General features: G+C 56.8%; 20 protein-coding genes and 1 tRNA gene. 4 read left to right on the forward strand and 17 right to left on the reverse strand.

Annotated features, from left to right (window positions below; all coding sequences use genetic code 11):
- Nucleotides 1-367: 367 nt before the first annotated feature.
- The gene (locus VI25_RS09150; RefSeq protein ID WP_045686973.1) at nucleotides 368-700 is read left to right on the forward strand and encodes a DUF5681 domain-containing protein; all 333 of its coding nucleotides are present in this window, start codon (nucleotides 368-370) and stop codon (nucleotides 698-700) included.
- Nucleotides 701-1,064: 364 nt separating this feature from the next.
- On the opposite strand, the gene VI25_RS09155 is transcribed toward VI25_RS09150, so the two are convergent.
- From VI25_RS09155 to VI25_RS09205, 12 genes are all read right to left on the reverse strand, one after another.
- Nucleotides 1,065-1,152: transfer RNA gene (locus tag VI25_RS09155), tRNA-Ser, on the reverse strand.
- 69 nt (nucleotides 1,153-1,221) lie between these two features.
- Entirely contained in the window at nucleotides 1,222-2,274 is a 1,053-nt protein-coding gene (locus tag VI25_RS09160) for an asparaginase (protein WP_045686972.1), read from the reverse strand.
- Between the two features lie 240 nt (nucleotides 2,275-2,514).
- Nucleotides 2,515-3,312, reverse strand: coding sequence for a TatD family hydrolase (locus VI25_RS09165; protein ID WP_236704988.1), 798 nt, complete (start codon nucleotides 3,310-3,312; stop codon nucleotides 2,515-2,517).
- 262 nt (nucleotides 3,313-3,574) lie between these two features.
- A complete protein-coding gene (locus tag VI25_RS09170; RefSeq protein WP_201783277.1) occupies nucleotides 3,575-5,785 on the reverse strand; it encodes a glycoside hydrolase family 3 C-terminal domain-containing protein in 2,211 nt (736 codons plus the stop codon).
- Nucleotides 5,786-6,070: 285 nt separating this feature from the next.
- A complete protein-coding gene (locus VI25_RS24000; RefSeq protein ID WP_152981552.1) occupies nucleotides 6,071-6,415 on the reverse strand; it encodes a hypothetical protein in 345 nt (114 codons plus the stop codon).
- Nucleotides 6,361-7,173, reverse strand: a complete 813-nt coding sequence (locus VI25_RS24005; RefSeq protein ID WP_055562446.1) for a glycosyltransferase — start codon at nucleotides 7,171-7,173, stop codon at nucleotides 6,361-6,363. The genes VI25_RS24000 and VI25_RS24005 overlap by 55 nt, the downstream gene beginning before the upstream one ends.
- A 6-nt stretch (nucleotides 7,174-7,179) precedes the next feature.
- On the reverse strand, nucleotides 7,180-7,794 hold the full coding sequence (locus VI25_RS09185) for a polysaccharide deacetylase family protein (RefSeq protein ID WP_082455463.1): 615 nt from the start codon (nucleotides 7,792-7,794) through the stop codon (nucleotides 7,180-7,182).
- A 104-nt stretch (nucleotides 7,795-7,898) separates the two neighbouring features.
- The gene (locus tag VI25_RS09190; protein WP_055562447.1) at nucleotides 7,899-9,026 is read right to left on the reverse strand and encodes a glycosyltransferase family 4 protein; all 1,128 of its coding nucleotides are present in this window, start codon (nucleotides 9,024-9,026) and stop codon (nucleotides 7,899-7,901) included.
- Nucleotides 9,027-9,081: 55 nt separating this feature from the next.
- Entirely contained in the window at nucleotides 9,082-9,990 is a 909-nt protein-coding gene (locus VI25_RS09195) for an FkbM family methyltransferase (RefSeq protein ID WP_045686969.1), read from the reverse strand.
- 69 nt (nucleotides 9,991-10,059) lie between these two features.
- Nucleotides 10,060-10,197, reverse strand: coding sequence for a hypothetical protein (locus VI25_RS25110; RefSeq protein ID WP_161806908.1), 138 nt, complete (start codon nucleotides 10,195-10,197; stop codon nucleotides 10,060-10,062).
- Nucleotides 10,198-10,232: 35 nt separating this feature from the next.
- Nucleotides 10,233-10,928, reverse strand: a complete 696-nt coding sequence (locus tag VI25_RS09200; protein WP_045686968.1) for a lipopolysaccharide biosynthesis protein — start codon at nucleotides 10,926-10,928, stop codon at nucleotides 10,233-10,235.
- Nucleotides 10,928-11,461: an oligosaccharide flippase family protein gene (locus VI25_RS09205; RefSeq protein WP_045686967.1), complete on the reverse strand. Its 534-nt coding sequence runs from the start codon at nucleotides 11,459-11,461 to the stop codon at nucleotides 10,928-10,930. The genes VI25_RS09200 and VI25_RS09205 overlap by 1 nt, the downstream gene beginning before the upstream one ends.
- Nucleotides 11,462-11,703: 242 nt before the next feature.
- Here VI25_RS09205 and VI25_RS09210 point away from each other — a divergent pair, with 242 nt between their 5' ends.
- From VI25_RS09210 to VI25_RS09220, 3 genes are read left to right on the forward strand one after another with little or no spacing between them, the layout of a single operon-like run.
- Nucleotides 11,704-12,777: a hypothetical protein gene (locus tag VI25_RS09210; RefSeq protein WP_045686966.1), complete on the forward strand. Its 1,074-nt coding sequence runs from the start codon at nucleotides 11,704-11,706 to the stop codon at nucleotides 12,775-12,777.
- Entirely contained in the window at nucleotides 12,774-13,019 is a 246-nt protein-coding gene (locus VI25_RS09215) for a hypothetical protein (RefSeq protein WP_045686965.1), read from the forward strand. The genes VI25_RS09210 and VI25_RS09215 overlap by 4 nt, the downstream gene beginning before the upstream one ends.
- Before the next feature lie 20 nt (nucleotides 13,020-13,039).
- The gene (locus tag VI25_RS09220) at nucleotides 13,040-14,227 is read left to right on the forward strand and encodes an O-antigen ligase family protein (RefSeq protein WP_045686964.1); all 1,188 of its coding nucleotides are present in this window, start codon (nucleotides 13,040-13,042) and stop codon (nucleotides 14,225-14,227) included.
- Nucleotides 14,228-14,250: 23 nt separating this feature from the next.
- On the opposite strand, the gene VI25_RS09225 is transcribed toward VI25_RS09220, so the two are convergent.
- The 5 genes from VI25_RS09225 to VI25_RS09245 all read right to left on the reverse strand — a co-directional run bounded on the left by VI25_RS09225 (nucleotide 14,251) and on the right by VI25_RS09245 (nucleotide 18,270).
- On the reverse strand, nucleotides 14,251-14,835 hold the full coding sequence (locus tag VI25_RS09225; RefSeq protein WP_045686963.1) for a DinB family protein: 585 nt from the start codon (nucleotides 14,833-14,835) through the stop codon (nucleotides 14,251-14,253).
- A gap of 90 nt (nucleotides 14,836-14,925) precedes the next feature.
- On the reverse strand, nucleotides 14,926-16,164 hold the full coding sequence (locus tag VI25_RS09230) for a PP2C family protein-serine/threonine phosphatase (protein WP_045686962.1): 1,239 nt from the start codon (nucleotides 16,162-16,164) through the stop codon (nucleotides 14,926-14,928).
- A gap of 98 nt (nucleotides 16,165-16,262) precedes the next feature.
- Nucleotides 16,263-17,438 carry an ABC transporter permease gene (locus VI25_RS09235; protein WP_055562448.1) on the reverse strand — a complete coding sequence of 392 codons (1,176 nt, stop codon included), beginning with the start codon at nucleotides 17,436-17,438 and terminating at the stop codon, nucleotides 16,263-16,265.
- 2 nt (nucleotides 17,439-17,440) lie between these two features.
- Nucleotides 17,441-17,806, reverse strand: coding sequence for a helix-turn-helix domain-containing protein (locus VI25_RS09240; protein WP_236704989.1), 366 nt, complete (start codon nucleotides 17,804-17,806; stop codon nucleotides 17,441-17,443).
- Entirely contained in the window at nucleotides 17,806-18,270 is a 465-nt protein-coding gene (locus VI25_RS09245; protein WP_052694888.1) for a c-type cytochrome, read from the reverse strand. The genes VI25_RS09240 and VI25_RS09245 overlap by 1 nt, the downstream gene beginning before the upstream one ends.
- Between the last annotated feature and the right edge of the window lie 11 nt (nucleotides 18,271-18,281).

Genomic DNA, 18,281 nt, shown 5'->3' on the forward strand with positions numbered 1-18,281 from the left:
GGGCCTAAATCCAATTTTGGATTCACCGCCGATTTATACTCTGTAGATTTTACAGAGCTACAACAACGCTCTATTACGGTCAACTTGTAGCAGCCCACGCACGCCCCGAACTAGCAGGTAGAGAAGTTGCCCACAAAAACGGACTACTTCCCACGGCTTCACCGGCAAGATTCTTAAATACGAGTTGCTACCGGCACATTTACTGTAGCAACAGTAAAATAGATTATTGGGAGCCGGCGTAGACGTGTAAAATGGAACCCCAAAAGTACATGCTCAGATACGTCTGCAATCGGCGCAAAATTGCGCCGCCAAAACCGGCGTGCCCCGTATCTTCCCTGTAAATAACAGGCCGAAACAGACACCGCCAATGCAGTACGATAAAGGAACAAGCGGCAACCCCGCCGGCCGCCCCAAAGGCCGGCCCAACAAAGCCACGGCCCACGCCCGCGAAGCTATAGCCGCGGCCCTCTCCGGCGTCACTGCCGAGAGCCTACAAGCGAAGCTGGCAGCCCTCAACGGTAAAGACTTCATAGATGCCTATGTGAAGCTGGCAGAGTTCGTAACACCCAAGCTGCAACGTACCGCCCTGGCTGCCGATGATGCCGACACAGGCCGAATCAAAGTAACGCTACGTATTGGCGGCACCCCAGCCCAGCAGAAAGCCAACGCCCAAGCCGCACGCTTGCTGTTGCCCAACTAAGGCAGGCTATTGCGATTGATAGAACTGTCAGACGTTGTTGCACGGCGGCAGGTAAGCCCCCTAACTTTTACGGAGCATCCTGGCGGTACTCATATGTAGCGGTAGCCGGTACTCAGATACTCACTCCGAATATTTTTAACAAACCCCTACAAAAGAAAGGCCGCCACGTCGAATGACGCAGCGGCTCTTGCCCGTAGGTAGGAGCTGGCAACTACTTACCCAGCAGGTAAGGCAAAGATAAGCGGCCGACGCAAGAATGCACCGGCCTATAGTGTGGCAATACCGTTTACGGTGGCCTGTGTACCCCTACGCGTACCCTCAGAAAGCAAAAACCCCGTTCCTATATCAGAAACGGGGTTTATAGCAGAGAGGAAGGGATTCGAACCCTCGATGAGCTTGAGACCCATACACACTTTCCAGGCGTGCTCCTTCGACCACTCGGACACCTCTCTAAGATGCGGGGAAGTGGCGCAAAATAACACCCGATTTTCGGGATACGCAAGCCCCGACGGTGGTTTAGGTTAGATTAGCGTGATTTCGCCGCGTAGGTCCTGAGTGAGCAGGCGGCGGGTTACGGTATGGTTCTGATTGAGCCCCAGCACAAACATGAGTTTCGCTACGGCCGCTTCCACTGTAATATCATCACCGCCCAGCACGCCTATCTCCGAGAGGTGGGCGCTGGTTTCGTAGCGTCCTTGCATCACGCGGCCCTCCTCGCATTGGCTAACATTGAGTAGATGCACCCCGCGCTGGGTGGCGTCGCGCAAGCACTGTAGAAACCACGGGGCCGTAGGGGCATTGCCCGAACCGTAGGTTTCCAGCACGCATCCGCGGAGGTCGTCTACCTCTAGTTGGGCGCGTACCATTCGCTCCGTGATGCCAGGAAAGAGGCGCAGTACGCTTACCCGATCATCGAGGTGAGTATGAACCCGAAGCGGAGCAGCGGGCAGCAACCGAATCTGCTCGTCATTGAAGATCAGTTCAATGCCAGCGCGGGCCAGCGGCGGATAGTTTTCACTGCGGAAGGCATCGTACTGCTGGCTTTCCACTTTCTTGGCTCGATTGCCCCGGATGAGCAGGTCGTTGAAGAAAATACACACCTCGGGCACGCGCACCGTACCAGCCACGGGGTGACGGGCGGCAGCCAGCTCCATTGCCGTTACGATGTTGCGGCGAGCATCCGTGCGAATACGGCCTACGGGTACTTGGGCGCCCGTAAATACCACCGTTTTACTTAAGTTTTCGAGTAGAAAGCTCATGGCCGCTGCTGAGTAGGCCATAGTATCGGTACCATGAAGCACCACAAACCCATCGTAGCGGGTGTAGCTCTCCTGAATGTAGGCAGCCAGCGCCAGCCAGTCGGCCACAGTTATGTTGCTAGAGTCAATGGGCGGCCCCAGGCTTACTACCTCTACCTCCATGTTCAGCTGCCGCAGTTCGGGCATTCGTTTCCGAATCTGCTCGAAGTTCATGGGGATCAGTTCGCCCCGCTTGTTGTAGGCCATACCGGCCGTACCACCAGTATAAATTATGAGAACTGACGACTTGGCATTGGGAGCAGGTGGCGTAGGCAAGGGGTGGGTAGTTTGAGTAGCGAAAGAAGAGGGTTGTACCGTAGGTGGGCGGCAAGATAAACCCAACTCCTCTGTCAAGCGCACATCCCAAGATGATTTACCTCCTCACAGGATTGCAGACTGACCGTTGCAGGCAACCCTTACCCAATTGCCTTCCTACTCCCACTGAGTAGCAGGTGGGGCCAGCCTGAACTCGCACAGCCCCACCTACTCCTTAGCACAATACGGCTACGTACGGGGTTAGCGTGTAGGCGCCTCCCCAAACAACGCCAAGGTGTTGCGCGTGGTGGCCTCGGCTACTTCCTCCACGTCTTTGCCTAGGATTTCGGCCACCCGGCGCGCCACTAGGGGTAGGTAGGCTGGCTCGTTCCGCTTGCCCCGGTGAGGCACCGGCGCCAAGTAAGGGCAGTCGGTTTCTAGCAGCAGGTGCTCCAGATCCAAACCGGGCAGCACTTTATCGAGGCCGCCGTTTTTGAAAGTGGCTACGCCCCCAATGCCCAGCTTGAATCCCAAGCGGATAACTTCTTCGGCTTCTGCGCGCGTACCGGAAAAGCAGTGAAATACTCCGCGCAGAGAGCCATCCTGAGCAGCCGTAATAATATCGGCGGCTTCGCGGAAGGCCTCGCGGGTGTGCAGCACCAAAGGCAAGTTGTGCTTTTTGGCTAGGCCTACTTGAATGCGCAGGGCCTCTTGCTGCTCAGCCAAGTGCGTTTTGTCCCAGTATAAATCAATGCCGCACTCTCCTACTGCCGCAAAGGGGCGACGGTTTAGCCAGGTTTCTACTTCGTACAGCTCCTTTTCAAACTGACGGGTGACGTGGCAGGGGTGCAGGCCCATTTGGGCAAAACACTGGGTTGGATAGTTGGCTTCCACTTCCAGCATAGCGTCAATGCTGGTGTGGTCAATGTTGGGCATGAAGATAGTGCGCACCCCGGCCTCAAAGGCGCGGAGCAGCATGTCGTCTCGGTCGGGCTTAAATTGCTCGGAATAAACGTGGGCGTGCGAATCAGAGAGTTGCATGGCACGAAGGTACCCCATGCGCTGAACTTGTGGGCTACTTGCTTCTAGTGCATTAGCTACCCGGCGGCCACCTATACGCCCGCCCACAGGCTTCTACAAGCAATAAGCCCCTAGCACCGTGGGGCACTAGGGGCTTGCATAACAGCAGATTACTCTAGAAAGAGGGGCGCTTCAGCAACCCTGTAGTACCCATGCGGAGGTGTCGTTTACAGGCTGACTACTCCCGTCTGGCGAATATCCCGCGAAGAGCTTCCTACTAGCAGCTTAAACTTGCCGGGCTCTAGTACCACTGCTTCTTGGCCTCATCGTAGTAGCGGAAAGCATCAGCAGGCAGGCTTAGAGTTACCGACTTAGATTCACCGGGCTTCAAAAATACCTTCTCAAAAGCCTTTAACTCCTTCTCGGGGCGTTTCACGCTGGCTTGCTCATCCTGCACGTAAAGCTGCACTACCTCGGCGCCGGCCGTCTTGCCGGTGTTACGCACGCTCAGTGTCACAGTAGCGCTCTGCTTGCCGGGCTTCACGGCTAGCTTGCTGTAGTCGAAGGTGGTGTAGCTCAGGCCGTGCCCAAAGGCGAACTGGGGTGCTACCTTATAGGTGTCGAAGTAGCGGTAGCCTACAAAAATGTCTTCCTTATAGGTTTGCTTCAGCTCGTTGCCAGGGGTGCTGGGGTACTCGCCCAGCTTATGAGCCGGCGAGTCTTCTAGCTTCACAGGGAAGGTCATGGGGAGCTTGCCCGAAGGATTTACATCACCAAACAGCACGTGGGCAATGGCATTGCCTCCTTCCATCCCGGGGTACCAGGCTTCCACCACGCCCTTGGTTTGCCCAATCCACGCCGACATATCAATGGGACCGCCGCCAATCAGTACCACTACTGTGTTGGGGTTGGCTTGCAGTACCGCTTTAATCAACTCATCCTGTCCAAAGGGCATTTTCATGTCGGGCTTGTCGAAGCCCTCCGCATCGTAGGCATTGTCGCTCCACTTGCTGTAGTCGTAGCCGTGGGTTGAGCCACCCACAATGATGGCGACGTCGGCGGCCTTGGCAGCAGCTACGGCTTGCGCAATCAGCTGCGGATCGGCCTTTTGGTCGCGGGCAATGGTATAGCCCGGGGCATACGTGATTTTGGCTGAGGAGCCTAATGCTTTTTGCAGGCCCTGCAACGGGGTAATTTCGTACTTGGCTTTGATTTGGGAGCTGCCCCCGCCCATGGCGTTTTCGCGGGTAGCATTGGCCCCAATGACAGCAAAGGTCTTGGTAGTCTTCTTGAGGGGTAGAATATTCCCTTCGTTTTTGAGCAGTACAATGCCTTCCTCGGCTACTTTCAGGGCCGTAGCTTGGTGCTCGGGGGTATTGTAGGCGCCGGGCTTGCGCTTGGCCCCATCGAGCATGTTGGTGGCGTACATCACGCGTAGAATACGCCGCACTTTATCGTCGAGCAGCGGCTCTAAGGATTTGTCCTTTTTCACAGCTTCCAGAGCGGCATTACCCAGGAAAAACCGGTCGTATAGGCTGGCCGTAGAGTTGGCCCCGCTGGCGGTTTGGTCTACGCTGCCGTACATCAACGACAAGTCGGTTCCCATTTCCAAATCGGTACCGTTGCGCATGGCTTTCTGGGTATCGTGCACCGACCCCCAATCACTCATTACTAGCCCCTTAAAGCCCCATTCTCCCTTCAGAATGTCGTTCATCAGGTAGGCATTTTCGGTGGCATAGGTACCCCGAAACTTGTTATAGGAACCCATGAGCGTGTTGACGCCGGCTTCCTGCACGGCAGCCTTAAAGCCCGGCAGGTACAGCTCGCGCAGGGCCCGCTCGCTCATGTCCACGTCAATGTCGTTGCGGTGCGCTTCCTGGTTGTTGGCGGCGAAGTGCTTCACGCAGGCCGACACACCCTGGTCTTGCACGCCCTTGATGTAGCCTACTACCATTTTGGAAATGAGGAAGGGGTCTTCGCTCAGGTACTCGAAATTGCGCCCGTTCAGGGGTGTGCGGATAATGTTGATGCCTGGGCCCAGAATTATGTCCTTGCCCCGGAAGGCGGCTTCACTACCCAGCACCGAGCCGAATGCGTAACCGAGCGCGGGGTTCCAGGTAGAAGCCAGGGTATTACCAGTGGGCAGATAAGTGCCCGCATCGTTGGCGTTCTTTACCCCCTTCCAGTCGCGGCCCTGCTCGGCGCGCACACCGTGGGGTCCGTCCGACATCATCAGCTCCGGGATGCCAAGGCGCTTGATTCCGCCCGCCGCAAAGGCTGAGTTAGCGTGAATCATGGCAATCTTTTCCTCTACCGTCAGCTTTTTCAGCAGCCCATCTATTTTAGCTTCGTTAGCGAGCAGCCGCTGCTGGCGGTTGCTGGTTGCGCTGGCCATGGTGGCAGCAGTAGTTTTAGTGCTGGTTGATTTTGTTTGGGCCTGCACCACGGGACTAGTAGCACAGAACAGGGCCGCTAATAGTACGGCCCGGGAGCAAGGTGGAAAGTAGGACATAGAACGGCGAAAAACGCGAATAAATGAAATGTGGGCCAGGAAAAGAACAGGGAGCGTAGCGGACTAAGTAACTAGCTTACGCCTTCAGCAGGAGGTAGCAACTAGATCCAGCGTAGTCAAAGGTATCGGCCTACGCGAGCAAAAGCCAGTCAAAAACCCTTAGTAGCAGCCCTGCACGGCTGGCTTTGGGCATTGCTGAACGCTTACTGCACACGCATTCCTAGAGCAGCAAGCTAATCGGCACCCTTTCCGCCGGAGCTGCGGCTGATAAAAAACAACGACATTTTAGCGGTAACTTCTCCCCTTCCAATGAAAACGCAAGGGAAGCAGCCGAAAAATTACCAGACCAGCCGTCAGGGCAATGGTATAAGCTGTAAAGAGAGGAAGCAGTTCTAGCGGAGGACGCTGCCCTACGCGCCGGAAACATAAGGCGGCCAGTGCGCCCTGCACTACTAGGTGCAGGCCCCAAACTCCTAGCGCTACTGGAACAGAAACAACCACGGCCAGCACCGCCAGTACCACGTAAAACGACCCGTAGAGCGCCAGGCATGCCTGGAGCCACCCAGGTAACTGCTCTACTCCCCGCATCCACCGCCGCCGCTGGTGCAGGAGCCCACCCCAGGTATACATGGCTCCGACTCCGCTAAGATTTCGGGACGGAACAGGTTGCGCGATGAGTAGCCCCTCAGAAGTACAGCCTTGAATAGCTCGAAATCTTCAGTTACGGAGAACGGCAAGGCCTCGTAGCCGCCCGTAGCTTGGTAGGCCGCGCGCGTCACCAGCATGTTGTTGCCCATGGCCGTTACGGGCCGTCCCAAGTCCGTCACTATTTGCACTAGGCCCAACGCCAGCAACCAATCGAGCCCCTGTAGCCGGTGGAACAGGCGAGGCCCGCGCACCAGTGTTAGCCCCGTGACGATACCTACCCCCGGCTGGGCGTGGGCTAGCAGCCCCTGCAGCCACGTAGCTGGCACGGCAATATCGGCATCGGTGATAAAAAAGTACGCAGTGGTAGCTGCCCGGGCAAGGTGGGCTAGTACATTGGCTTTTCCCTGGGCGCCTCCTAGCACCACTGTGATGGGTACTACCCGGAAAGAACCGCCGTAGCCGGCCATAGCTGCCTGGGCCACGGCGGCGGTATTATCGGTAGAGCCATCATCGCCAAGGAGAACTTCGACTAGCTCTGGGGGGTATTGTAAGGCCCGGATAGCACGGAGGCAGCGCGCAATGGCAGTGGCTTCGTTGCGAGCCGCAATTAGAATGCTGACCCGCGGCAAGGGCTGCGGCACGAGGGCTGGCTGGCTACCTGGCTGGCGGGCAAAAAGCCATACGGCAACAGCTAGCAGCCCAAACCATCCCAGGAAGTACACCCACAACAGGCCAACCATATTCCTTTATAATGAGGCGAAGCCGTAACCCAACTCGGCAAAATGTGCTAAGTAGCGCGGCAGCACATAGCGTAGGTTGCGGCTGGCCTTCAGGCTGTCATGAAACACTACAATGGAGCCCGGCCGCGACAATCGGATAGCGGTAGCCAAGCACTCCTCCGGGGCAAACTGCTGGTCATAGTCGCAGGTGAGCATATCCCACATGATAATTTGGTGAGTGCGGTGCAGCTCACGCGCTAAGGGCCGGGTGATGCGGCCGTAGGGCGGGCGCAATAGAGGACGGGCCTCCGGCTGCAGAGCATCTAGCAACTCCTGGCACTGGACCACATCCTGCAGGTACTGGGCGCGCGAGGTACTCCAACCACTAAGGTGATGGAAGGTATGGTTGGCCAGGCGGTGCCCCTGCGCCACAACCAAGCCCGCCACCTCCGGATGGCGGCGCAAGTTGTCGCCCACGCAAAAGAACGTGCCTTTAGCATTGTATTGGGCCAGCTGCTCCACAACAAAGGGCGTCTCTTCGGGGATGGGGCCATCATCGAAGGTGAGGTACAGGGTTGGTGGAGTGGTAGCGGGCATCTTCCAGCAGCAGTCCGGAAACAGCCGCTGAACCAGGCCTGGCATTCGGTGTAGATGCATGAGAGTACGTTGTGCCACGTAAAAGGTACCCGTTGGGCTACTGCGCCCGGTCCAGCAACCCGAGCCCATTGAGTGCTGCAAGCTACGGCTTAACCCACACTTGCTTCAATTTCCTGCCACAGGCGCCGGGCACTGTCAGCCCACGAGAAGCGTTGCACGTTGCGCAGCCCCCGCTCCACTAGCTCGGCCCGGTAGGCATCTGAGGCATAGACCTCGCCAAGGCCAGTGGCAATAGAATCTACCGAAAAGGGGTCTACCAGCCGGGCGCCATCACCGGCTACTTCGGGCATGGAGCTGCAGTTGGATGTGATGACGGGTGACGCGCAGGCTTGGGCTTCAATAATAGGAATGCCAAAGCCCTCGAAGTACGGCACGTAGCAGGTGGCTAAAGCCGCGGCATAGAGGTCTACCAGTTCAGCGTCCGTCACGCGGCCCGTTAGGTGCACGTCGTGGCGGTGGCGCATGTGCTGGTACACATCGAAGATAGGACCCGCCTTCCAAGCGGTACGGCCCACAACCAATAGTTTTGCGGTAGCGCCGGTAGCCGCTTTAAACTGGTCGAAGGCTCGCAGCAGGTTCACGAGGTTCTTGCGCGGCTGCAGGGCACCCACGAAGAGAAAGTACGGCTTGCCAGCGCTAAACCGGTCGCGCGTTTTCTGCTGCACCTCCGCAGGCTGAGGCTGGAAGTGCGTACCCACGGCATTATACACAACACTTATCTTATCGGCGGCTACTCCGTAGGTATGGATAATATCCTGTCGAGTAGCTTCCGAAACGGCCACTATTCGCCGGGAAGCAGTGGCGAAGCGGGGCGTGAAGTACTGGTAGTAGCGCAGCACTAGGCGGTCCACATCCTGCGGAAAGTGCTCGAAGGCTAAATCGTGGAGGACCGTTACGCGGGGTACGCTGGTGCGCAGCGTCGTGAACCCATCGGGACTCAGAAATACGGTGGGGCGGTGGCGGCGCAGCCACCGGGCGACGGCCCCTTCAAACCACGCGAGCCATAACAAAGGATGGCGGGCCGGCGGCGCCAGCACGTGAGGCACCACATTGGGGCCCAGCAAGTAGCGCTCATCAAAGGCTCGGTCAAAGAGGAAATGAAACGTGTGCTCCGGATGCTGCTGCACTAGGTAGCGGAGCGTTTCGTAAGTGAAACGCCCAATTCCTTCCAGCTTGTCGCCGGGCAGCAGAAAACGGACGTTGACGGCTATTTCCAAGGCGGTGTTAGGGCAATAGGGTCCGAACTAGAAGTTGGCATACCGCAGAGGCAGCCTACTGTTTTACGAAAACGAAATTGTCAGAGTCGTGGCCGTGCTGAATCAGATACGCATCCAGATCGGTACAGGGCTGAAGCGTGCCATTTTCTTGCAGCGTGTGGGCATGGTAGCCCAGTTCCCGCAGCAGGATCACGGCTTTCTGATGCTCCGTGTTGTGGCGCTTCGGCTCCAGATACTCCATCACTACGTACGGAGCGAGGCGGCGCAAGCTAGCGGCGGCTCCCCCAATCACTTTCAACTCAGCTCCTTCCACGTCAATCTTAATTACGTGCGGGGCAAGCCCTGAGTCGGTGAGAATATCGTCAATCCGCACGGCGGACACATCAATGCGGGTGGGCTTAAACTCTTCAAACCACTTCTCTCCCGCAAACTGAGTGACGTCCATGGAGTTGAACTCATTGTAGAGCACCGGGAACTCGTAAAACGAAATCGACTCCTGCCGGTCGGACACGGCGCTGTGCACTGCCCGAATGTTGGGTAGGCGCTTCACATTTTCGGCCAGCACCGCGTAGGTACTGCGCGAGGCCTCGTAGGCTACTACCCTACCCGAAGCGCCAACTAACTGAGAGGCCAGCAGGGAAAAGTAGCCAAAGTGCCCGCCCACGTCCAGGAAGTCGTCGCCGGGTTGCAGGGTATTGATGAGGAAGCGGGCGAGGCGGATTTCGGAGCTGTGCGACTTACCGCCGGTGAGGTAAATATCGGTACCCGCGGGGAGTACTACCTGCATGGGAATGCCGAAGAACGTGGCTACTTGCTTCACAACTCCTTTTTTATGACGGGCATACACCAGCCGCCGGAATCCAATGGCGTATAGGTACTTCGCCGGAGCGTGCCACAGCCGATGCCATTTGGAGGCCGCAGCCAGCGCCTCTACTTTATCAAGCTGCGTCAATAGAGAATTCATGCGGAAAGAAAGGGACGTAATAGCGGGCCCAGCACTGCCAGTAGCAGCCGGGCGGCTAAATATCGGCTTTTATATTTCTGTGGGGCGTTTGCGCAACTGTTTTAATTCGGCCGGGCGCACCACGCCCAAGCCCAACACTAAGCCTACAAAGAGCACCCCAGCGGCAGTAGTCTCTAGCAGCCAGGGCAGTTGCAGATAGGACTGCATGGCGTACCACGCCGTGCATAAAACACCTAGCAATGCTACCAGCCGCCCAAGCGTAGCCCACGGCACCGGCACCTGCAAGCGGCGCTGCACCAGCCTACATAGCACACCGAAACCACCGCGGCGCAAATTAGGGTGTTCCAGGAAGCGGCCACAGCCCCGAAGCGCGGAAGTAGTACTACGTTCAGCCCTATGTTGAGAGCCACGCTACAAGCTACTAGTCGGCTCACGGTGCTCACTACGGCCGTGGTGTTTAGTAAGGTAGCGTAGAGCGCAAAGAAGGAATGAACCAACACATTGATGAACAGAATCTTCAAGCACCACGTCATGCGGGCTATTTCATGGGATGAGCTATGCTGAAACTGCCAAAACAGCACCTCGCCCCGAAACAGCACAAAGGCCCCAATAAACAACATGGGTACCGTGACGATGCGCTGCCCAAACCAAAGTAGTTTCTGCTGCTCCTGCGGCTGGTCTATGGCCGCCGAGAAGCGGGCGAAAAACAAGGGTAGCACCGTCCAGATATACATCATTACGGCGTCTACCCAGCGGTAGGCGCCGGCGTAGTAGCCTGCTTCCGTGGGTGAGGCCAGGCGCTCGAGCATAATCATGTCCACGCGCTCATTCACCCCGTAGAGCAGAGTAATAACAGCAAACGGAGCTGCCGCGCGCAGCATTTGCCACGCCGAGCTGCCTTGCCACTGCAACCGCACAGCACCAAAAAAGCGTCGCATCAGCCGTACGAGAGGACCACCGCAAACACCGTAGCCAGCAACCGCACGCCCACGTAGCGCTCTAGCGAAAGGCCCAGGGGCAGTAACCCTAATACTAACCCTACCAGCAGAAACTTCTCGAACACCGATAGCACCGCATCGGTGTTGAAGTGTTGGTGAGCTTGCAGGGTGCCGCGCAGAAACTGCCCGTACTGGGTAAGTAGTAGTCCGCCACCCACGGCCGCTAGCAGCCCCAGTTCGGCACCCCGGTACCCAATAACCCAGCCCCCCACCAGCAGGAGCCCAAGGGCTAGGGCCGTCAGCAGGCTTCGCAGAGATAAGATGGCGGGAAAGTGCGTCTGAAGAAAAGTGGGCTCGCCTGCTAGGCGCTTGATGCTGTAATGGGTAAGGCCCAGATCGGAAATAGTAGCCACCACTACGGCCAGGGCCGAAAGGGCCGTGAACAGCCCAAATGCTGCGTGCCCCAGGCGGTCCTGCACGATGTTTTCGAGGATAACCCAGCCCGGCTTCACCAGCAGGTTGAGCAGTACCACTAGACTAATATTTCCAAAAAAGCGTTTGATAAGACTTTGGGATTAAGCGCGAAAAACTTCTTCCATCTGCTTTTAGCACCCTTCTTATCTTCTGGCTGAGCTAATAGGAGAAGCGCGAAGCTACGCAAAAATGCCTCCCTACCCCCGCACCACTAACACGCTGTGGTGGTCATTTTCCTCTATATTTGCCCGTCTCCGAGGTCTGCTTCATTCACGCAGCGGGCCGGTGGCATTACTCGTGTATGTCCGAACGTTCGTACTCATTGCTCGGCCTGTGGCCTATTATCAACCGTTGGAAGTCTTTAGTTGGAGCAGCGTTAGCGTTAGCGTTGGTAGTAAGCTTGATAGTTGCGCTCCTGCTACCCAACATCTATACCTCAACGGCAGTATTCTTCCCTACCAACCCACAAAGCAGTGACCCCGACCGCATTGTGGAAGGCGGCAAGCTGGACTTAGGTGGTCGCACCGAAGACTTGGACCGCGTCATCACCATTGGTCAGTCGCAGCCCGTGGCGGAATTAATTATTAAGCGCTTTGATCTGCATCGGCACTACGACACCGGCCAGCCCGGCGACGACGCAGCCGATGACAAAGCACTGCGGGAGTTTAGTTCTAACTTGAGCATCGTGCACAATGAGCGCGAGGCTATTGAGCTTACTTTCCAAGACTATGATAAGCAGCTGGCGGCACGTATTGCCAATGACTTAGTGCAGATCATTGACTCGGTGAACCAGCAACTGACCTTAGAGAACCGCCGCAACGTGCTGGGCCTCTACCGCACCCGCTACGAGTTTTTGAACACAGAATATGAACGCTCCCGCCGCCAGTTGGTGCAGGCCCGTCGTCGTTACGGTATCTATGGCCTGGAGCAACAGTCGCGTTACTTGGCCCGGGAAATCATCAAGGTGGAAAGTCAGCTGAATCAGGCGCAAGCTGGTGGCCCTGGCAACGTGGCTGGCCTGCGCCGGGCACTGCGAGGTCTTACGCAAGCAGATGGTGGCAACGTCATCAATCTGGAAAACTATGTTCGTGGTACTGACTCGCTCGCCATGTTTACGGCTCGTCTTACCGATCTTCAGGAGCGCCTGGTGAAAGCCCGGGGCGAATACGAAACGGCCGACGTAACCCTCAAGGGTAAGCTATCATCGTTGTACGTGGTGCAGAAAGCCTACCCTGCTACCAAGAAAAGCAAGCCCGTGCGCTGGCTAATAGTAGTAGGGTCGGTAGCCCTGACGTTTGCCTTGTCCATTGTAGTAATTACGCTGCTGGAATTGCTGCGTCGCACCCGGCGGATGTCCTCAGCCCCGGGACTGTGAACAAACTACTGAGCCGCCTCCGGCCCCAGGACGCTTTCCAGCGCCTATTCATTGGTTTTGTACTGATGCTCGTGGGCGGGGGCGCCGTGGCGGCGCTGTTGGAAACGCCATTGGCTTTGGTGCCAGCGGTATTGGTAGTTGGGGCACTGATAGTGTTCATCGAGTGGCGCCTGATTTACTACCTGCTCTTTCTAACGCTAGCCTTCTCGCGGGAAATTGGCGTTGGGGGCGGCTTAAGCTAGATGTACCTTCCGAGCCCCTCATGCTGGTGCTTACCGTGTGCGTATTGGGCACGCTGGTGCTGCAACGCGGGGTGCTACGTAGCCGCGAGATGCTGCATCCCATCATTGTGCTGCTTGCCTTGCTGCTGCTATGGTCGGTGGTATCCTCGTTCTTTTCCGTAGATAGCACAAAGTCCATCAAGTACATCTTGGCTAAGATATGGTACTTGGTGCCGTTTATCTTAGGCACCCTACTGCTGGTACGCCGGACAAGTGAGGTGTGGCGCGTAGCGGCGCTGTATGTAGTGGGCACGTGTATTACCGTGGTTATTATTGTAGCTCGGCACGCTGCTACGGGCTTCAGCTTCGATACCATTAACTCGGCCGTGCAGCCCATTTACCGCAACCACGTAACCTACGCTACGGTACTGGCTCTGCTTCTTCCCTACACGCTCTACGGTGCCCGCCGCAGCAAAGGGATGGTGCGCTTGGCTTGGCATGTTGCATCGGGCCTACTGCTATTCGGGCTGCTAACGTCCTTCACGCGGGCCTCTATCCTATCGTTGCCGGTAGCAGGCTTGTTTTACTGGATTGTGCGCCTGCGTCAAACGCGCTTGCTATTGGTAGGCGTCGCGGTAAGTGTACTGGCGGGCGCCGGGTACTTCCTGCACGAAAACAATTATATGCTCTACGCCCCCGACTTCGAGAAAACCGTGTTCAACGGCGAAGACTTCGAGAAGCACTTGGAGGCAACCTATAAGTTGCAGGACATGTCGGGCATGGAGCGAGTGTACCGCTGGGTAGCGGCCAGCCGCATGGCCGCCGATAAGCCAATAGTAGGTAGTGGCCCCAGTACATTTTATCCCGAGTACAAGCGCTACACTGTGCGCAGCTTCCGCACTTACGTGAGCGGCAACCCCGAAAAGTCAACCACGCACAACTACTTTCTGCTGCTGCTAGCCGAGCAGGGCTTCCCGGGCATGCTGCTATTTATGGTTTTGCTAGGCTCAGTTATCATTATCATTGAGAGTCTCTACCACCGCACCTCTCCCAAAACGCAGTTACGCTATGTGGTGCTGGCGGCCAGTATGAGCTTTATCATCATTGTATTTCACCTCCTGCTAAACGAATTGGTGGAAGTTGATAAGATTGGCTCCTTCTTCTTCGTGAATCTCGCGCTGCTAATTCGAATGAGCACCTGGATACGCGAAGGAGAACCGACCACCTAAGCGTACACCTGGGCCGTAAATGACTAGGTAGGTTGCGTAGCTTGGTGGTGATACTCGGCGGCTGTCTTCGCTATTTGCATCAAGTGGCGCTCGGCGTGTTTGGCTAGGAAGTATACGTACTCGTATACTTCCAGCTTCCCGAGTTCATTCACCGACATAGTAGTGCGGTAGAACACGCCTTCTCCATTAGGCAGCCGCGCCAATACCTGCTCACACTGTTTACGTTGCTGGTGCAGTTGAGTCTGCACCTCCGCACTAGGCTTGGTCCCGGTGGGCTCCATGTGGTTGGGTCGCATCCATGGAAAATACTGGTGCAGGCCTACCTCATCAAGCTTCGTTTGCTTGAACGAGTAGGTAGCTAGTTCCTCCTGCAAGTGTAAGCCCCCCGCATTCCTGAGTGCTTTTGCTGCTCCTTTCTCAATCAGCACGAGTAAGAAATGATTTGTCAGGGCGGTGTGCTCCAGGATTTCATCAATCGTCCAGCCGCCGCTGGCGGGCCGGAAGTGGCATACCTCGGCGGGGGCCTGAAACCACGCATCTAGCTGCGCAAACACCTGTTGCACCGCCATCTGAATGCGGCTGATATGTGTCTGGATGACGGTTGGCATGCTCGCTTATAAGAGCAAAAAGAAGCGGGACTACTGGTTGCTACCGAACAGATTGTTCGGTAGCCAACCAGTAGTCCCGCTTTTAACAACTTATTTAAACCGGCAGCTAAGGATGGTTACGTCGTCGGCGAACCGGCTGCCATTGAGGTTGTAGGCTTCAATTTCGCGGAGCAACTCTTTGTGCATGGTTGCTAGCGGAGCATAGCGGTTGTGGTTCACCACGCGCAGAACGCCCTCTTCCCCGAACTCTTCCTGGTCAGCATCAAATACCTCGGTGAGGCCGTCGGTGTAGGTAAAGAGCAAGGCGCGGGGCGGCACTTCAATTTCGCCTACCTTCAACATGGGTAGCTCATCCATCACGCCCAGCATAATGGTACCTTCCTTCAACAACACTACGGGGCCGTAGTCAGGCACCAGCAGCGGGTCGTTGTGGCCGGCATTCACGTACTGCAAGCGGCGGGTTGCGCGGTCATAAAGTCCAAAGAATACTGTAATGAACTTGTCGCCACCGGCATTGCGGAAGATGAGGTTGTTGAGTTCCTGCACTACCGTTGCTAAGTCGGCCTGCTGACGCAGCAAGGTGCGTAGGCCTGCCTGGAAGTTCGACATCAGCAGGGAAGCGGCCACCCCTTTGCCCGACACATCGGCAACGCAGAACAGGAAACGGTTATCATCGAGACTTACTACGTCGTAATAGTCGCCTCCTACGGCCGTGTGGGGTACGTAGCTGGCATGTACGGCCACGGCGGCATCGTTGGGCAGCTTGCGCGGGAAAAGCATGGTTTGCACCTCCTGCGCAATTTCAATTTCCTTGCGCATGGCCGCGGCGGCTACTCGCTGCCGCGCAAGGCGCCGGTTTTCAATGGCCCCGATGAGAATATAGGCCAGGGTTTGCAAGAACTTGGTGGCTTCCTCGTTGGCGTAATCCTCATTCACGTTGCCAATAAACACGTAAGCTAAGACCTCTCCGTTCTGCACCACTGGAATAATCGTCTCAAGCAGTTGCCATTCCTTACTCAGATCAAAGTCGGCAATGGGCCCTGGCTGAGCCGTGCACTGCTCCAGCACCGCGTCGGGCAACGTCAGCTTTCGGAAATCGGGCAGCCCAGCGCCGAACGACACCATGCACTGCCACAGCCCCTCTTCTTTCACGTAGAGCACCAGCCGCCGGATGTTGAGCTGGCCCAGCAACGTGAACTGGAAAATCTTATACAGTGCGCCTTCCGTCGGATCCTGGTTGATGGCCTGGGTGATTTCCAGCAGGGCTCCCAACTCACGTTCTTTTAGAAAAAGGCGCTTTTCGGGAGTAATAGCGCGAGGAGTAGACATATAAAGTAAGGTTGTGAAAGAGTAAGGAAAGGAAGCAGTGTAGGAAGTAGGATTGCTGTAGATGTACAGCGCGACCTGCTTGCTCCGCTACTTCGCTACTACCCCACGGGCGTTTTGGGGTCATAGGCATCACGCAGGCCGTTGCCGAGCAGATTGAAGCTCAGCACCAGCAGGCTGATAGCCAGGCCGGGCATGAGCGTAAGCCACAAGCCAGCCTCGGTGCCCAGCAGTTGGAAGCCTTCGTTTACCATCAGCCCCCACGAAGGAGCCGGTGGCTGCACACCCAGACCCAAGAAGCTCAGGCCTGCTTCCAGCAAGATAGCCGCCGCAAAATTACTTGTTGCCAATACAATCAGCGGGCCGGTCATATTGGGCAGCAAGTGGCGCCAGATTAAGCGGCTCTGGGTCAACCCTAGTACGCGGCCTGCTTCGACGAAGGTTGCCGAACGCAGGCTAAGCATTTGCCCGCGCACTACCCTGGCCACGTCTACCCACATCGTCAGGCCCACGGCCACGAAGGATGTCCAGACGCCCTTGCTGTCGAGAGCCAAAGAAATAGCAATGACCAGCATAATGCCCGGGATGCTCCAAACTACCGTCATTACGCCTAGCAATAAGCTATCAACCCAGCCGCCTACGTAACCAGCCACTGCTCCAATAGCCATGCCGAGGGCCAGAGAAATCAGCACGGCAACCAAGCCAATGCCCAAGCTCACGCGCGTGCCCAGCAACAGCCGGCTCAGTTCGTCGCGGCCGGCTTTGTCGGTGCCCAGCCAATAGGTGCGCTCCGTGTAGCGCAGGCCCTGCGAAGTTGCCGGCCGGCTGCCTACCCAATCGCGCAGGACCAACCGTTGCTCGGCAAGAGGACGAGTACCCGGTGCCGACCACGGCCGAACCACCACCGAATCGACAGGCCCTGGTACTACACGAGCACTAGTTATGGGTAGTTCTTCGGGAGCATCCTGGCCTCGCCACCAGGTAGTGAAGATGTTGCCAACTGGTTGGGCCGAATCGGCTTGGCCGCGCTGTAAGAAGCGCACGTGTAAGCCCGGAGGCTGCTTTTGCAGCTGCGCAAATCCGTGGTTGGCGCTCGGCGAGTTATCGGGCAAAACCCAGTAGCCCAGGAGTGCTACTAGGGTACAGAGCAAAATAAAGCCGAGCCCCAGCATGGCCGGCTTATTTTGAAGCAGGCGCCGGCGAACGTAGTACCCGGGCGGCCGGGCAACCGATGCGGGGGCCTCCACGGCCGGGGCGGGAGCAGCGGCTACGGCCACAGTTAGCGAGTATTATGCTGGAGGAGGCCTTCCTTGGAAGCCAGAAAAAAACAGTCGCGCACGATAGCGCCGAAGGAGCTTTCCTCGAAAGCCAGCTCCGTATCAGGGTCGGGCCAGTAGCTACGCACCAAGCCCTGCTCTAGCAAACTGCGCAGATGGCGCTCTAGCTCGGGCGGGGTAAGACCCGTTTTGCGCGCTAAATCGGGGAAGGAGGTGACGAAGTACAGTTCGTCAAGAATGTCAAATTCAGGGTCAGTCACAGAAGGCAGGAAGGATGCTGTATTGAGCAAAGGTAACGTTGCCGGCTGGTTTTCGCGCGCCAGCATGGTGGGATTACTGGCAGTAAGCAACTGCTGAGACAGGGACACTACTGGCAATATACAGCCTGCAGAGATACCGTTTTGCCGGTACTAGTTGTGTTAGAGACGGGGGCATTATCATCAATGTACAGCAGGATCTGACGAATTTCTTCGTCCGTGAGTTGAAAGCTGGGCATCTGCTGCTTTTGGTACTGGTTGAAAATCTTAACGGCGTACTCGTCGCCGCTGGCTACAAGCTTGGAGGAATTCTTAACCCACGCTACCACCCATTTCTCCGGGCGGCGCCGACTAATGCCCGCAAGGGCCGGCCCAACCACTACCTCATCAGCGGCGTGGCACTGGGCGCAATTGCTTTTAAATAGAGCATCGCCCGCCGCTATTTCCGGGTTTGTAATGCCCTGGGCGCTGGCAGCAGAGTCTGCTAGTGCTACGGGAGATGGCGACGTGCTTACGGCACCTGCATCCTCCGTGAGCGGTACTTCCAACACGCCCATCATAGTTAGTAGCAGCATCCCAATAGTAC

Source organism: Hymenobacter sp. AT01-02, assembly GCF_000961955.2.
Classification (GTDB): domain Bacteria; phylum Bacteroidota; class Bacteroidia; order Cytophagales; family Hymenobacteraceae; genus Hymenobacter; species Hymenobacter mucosus.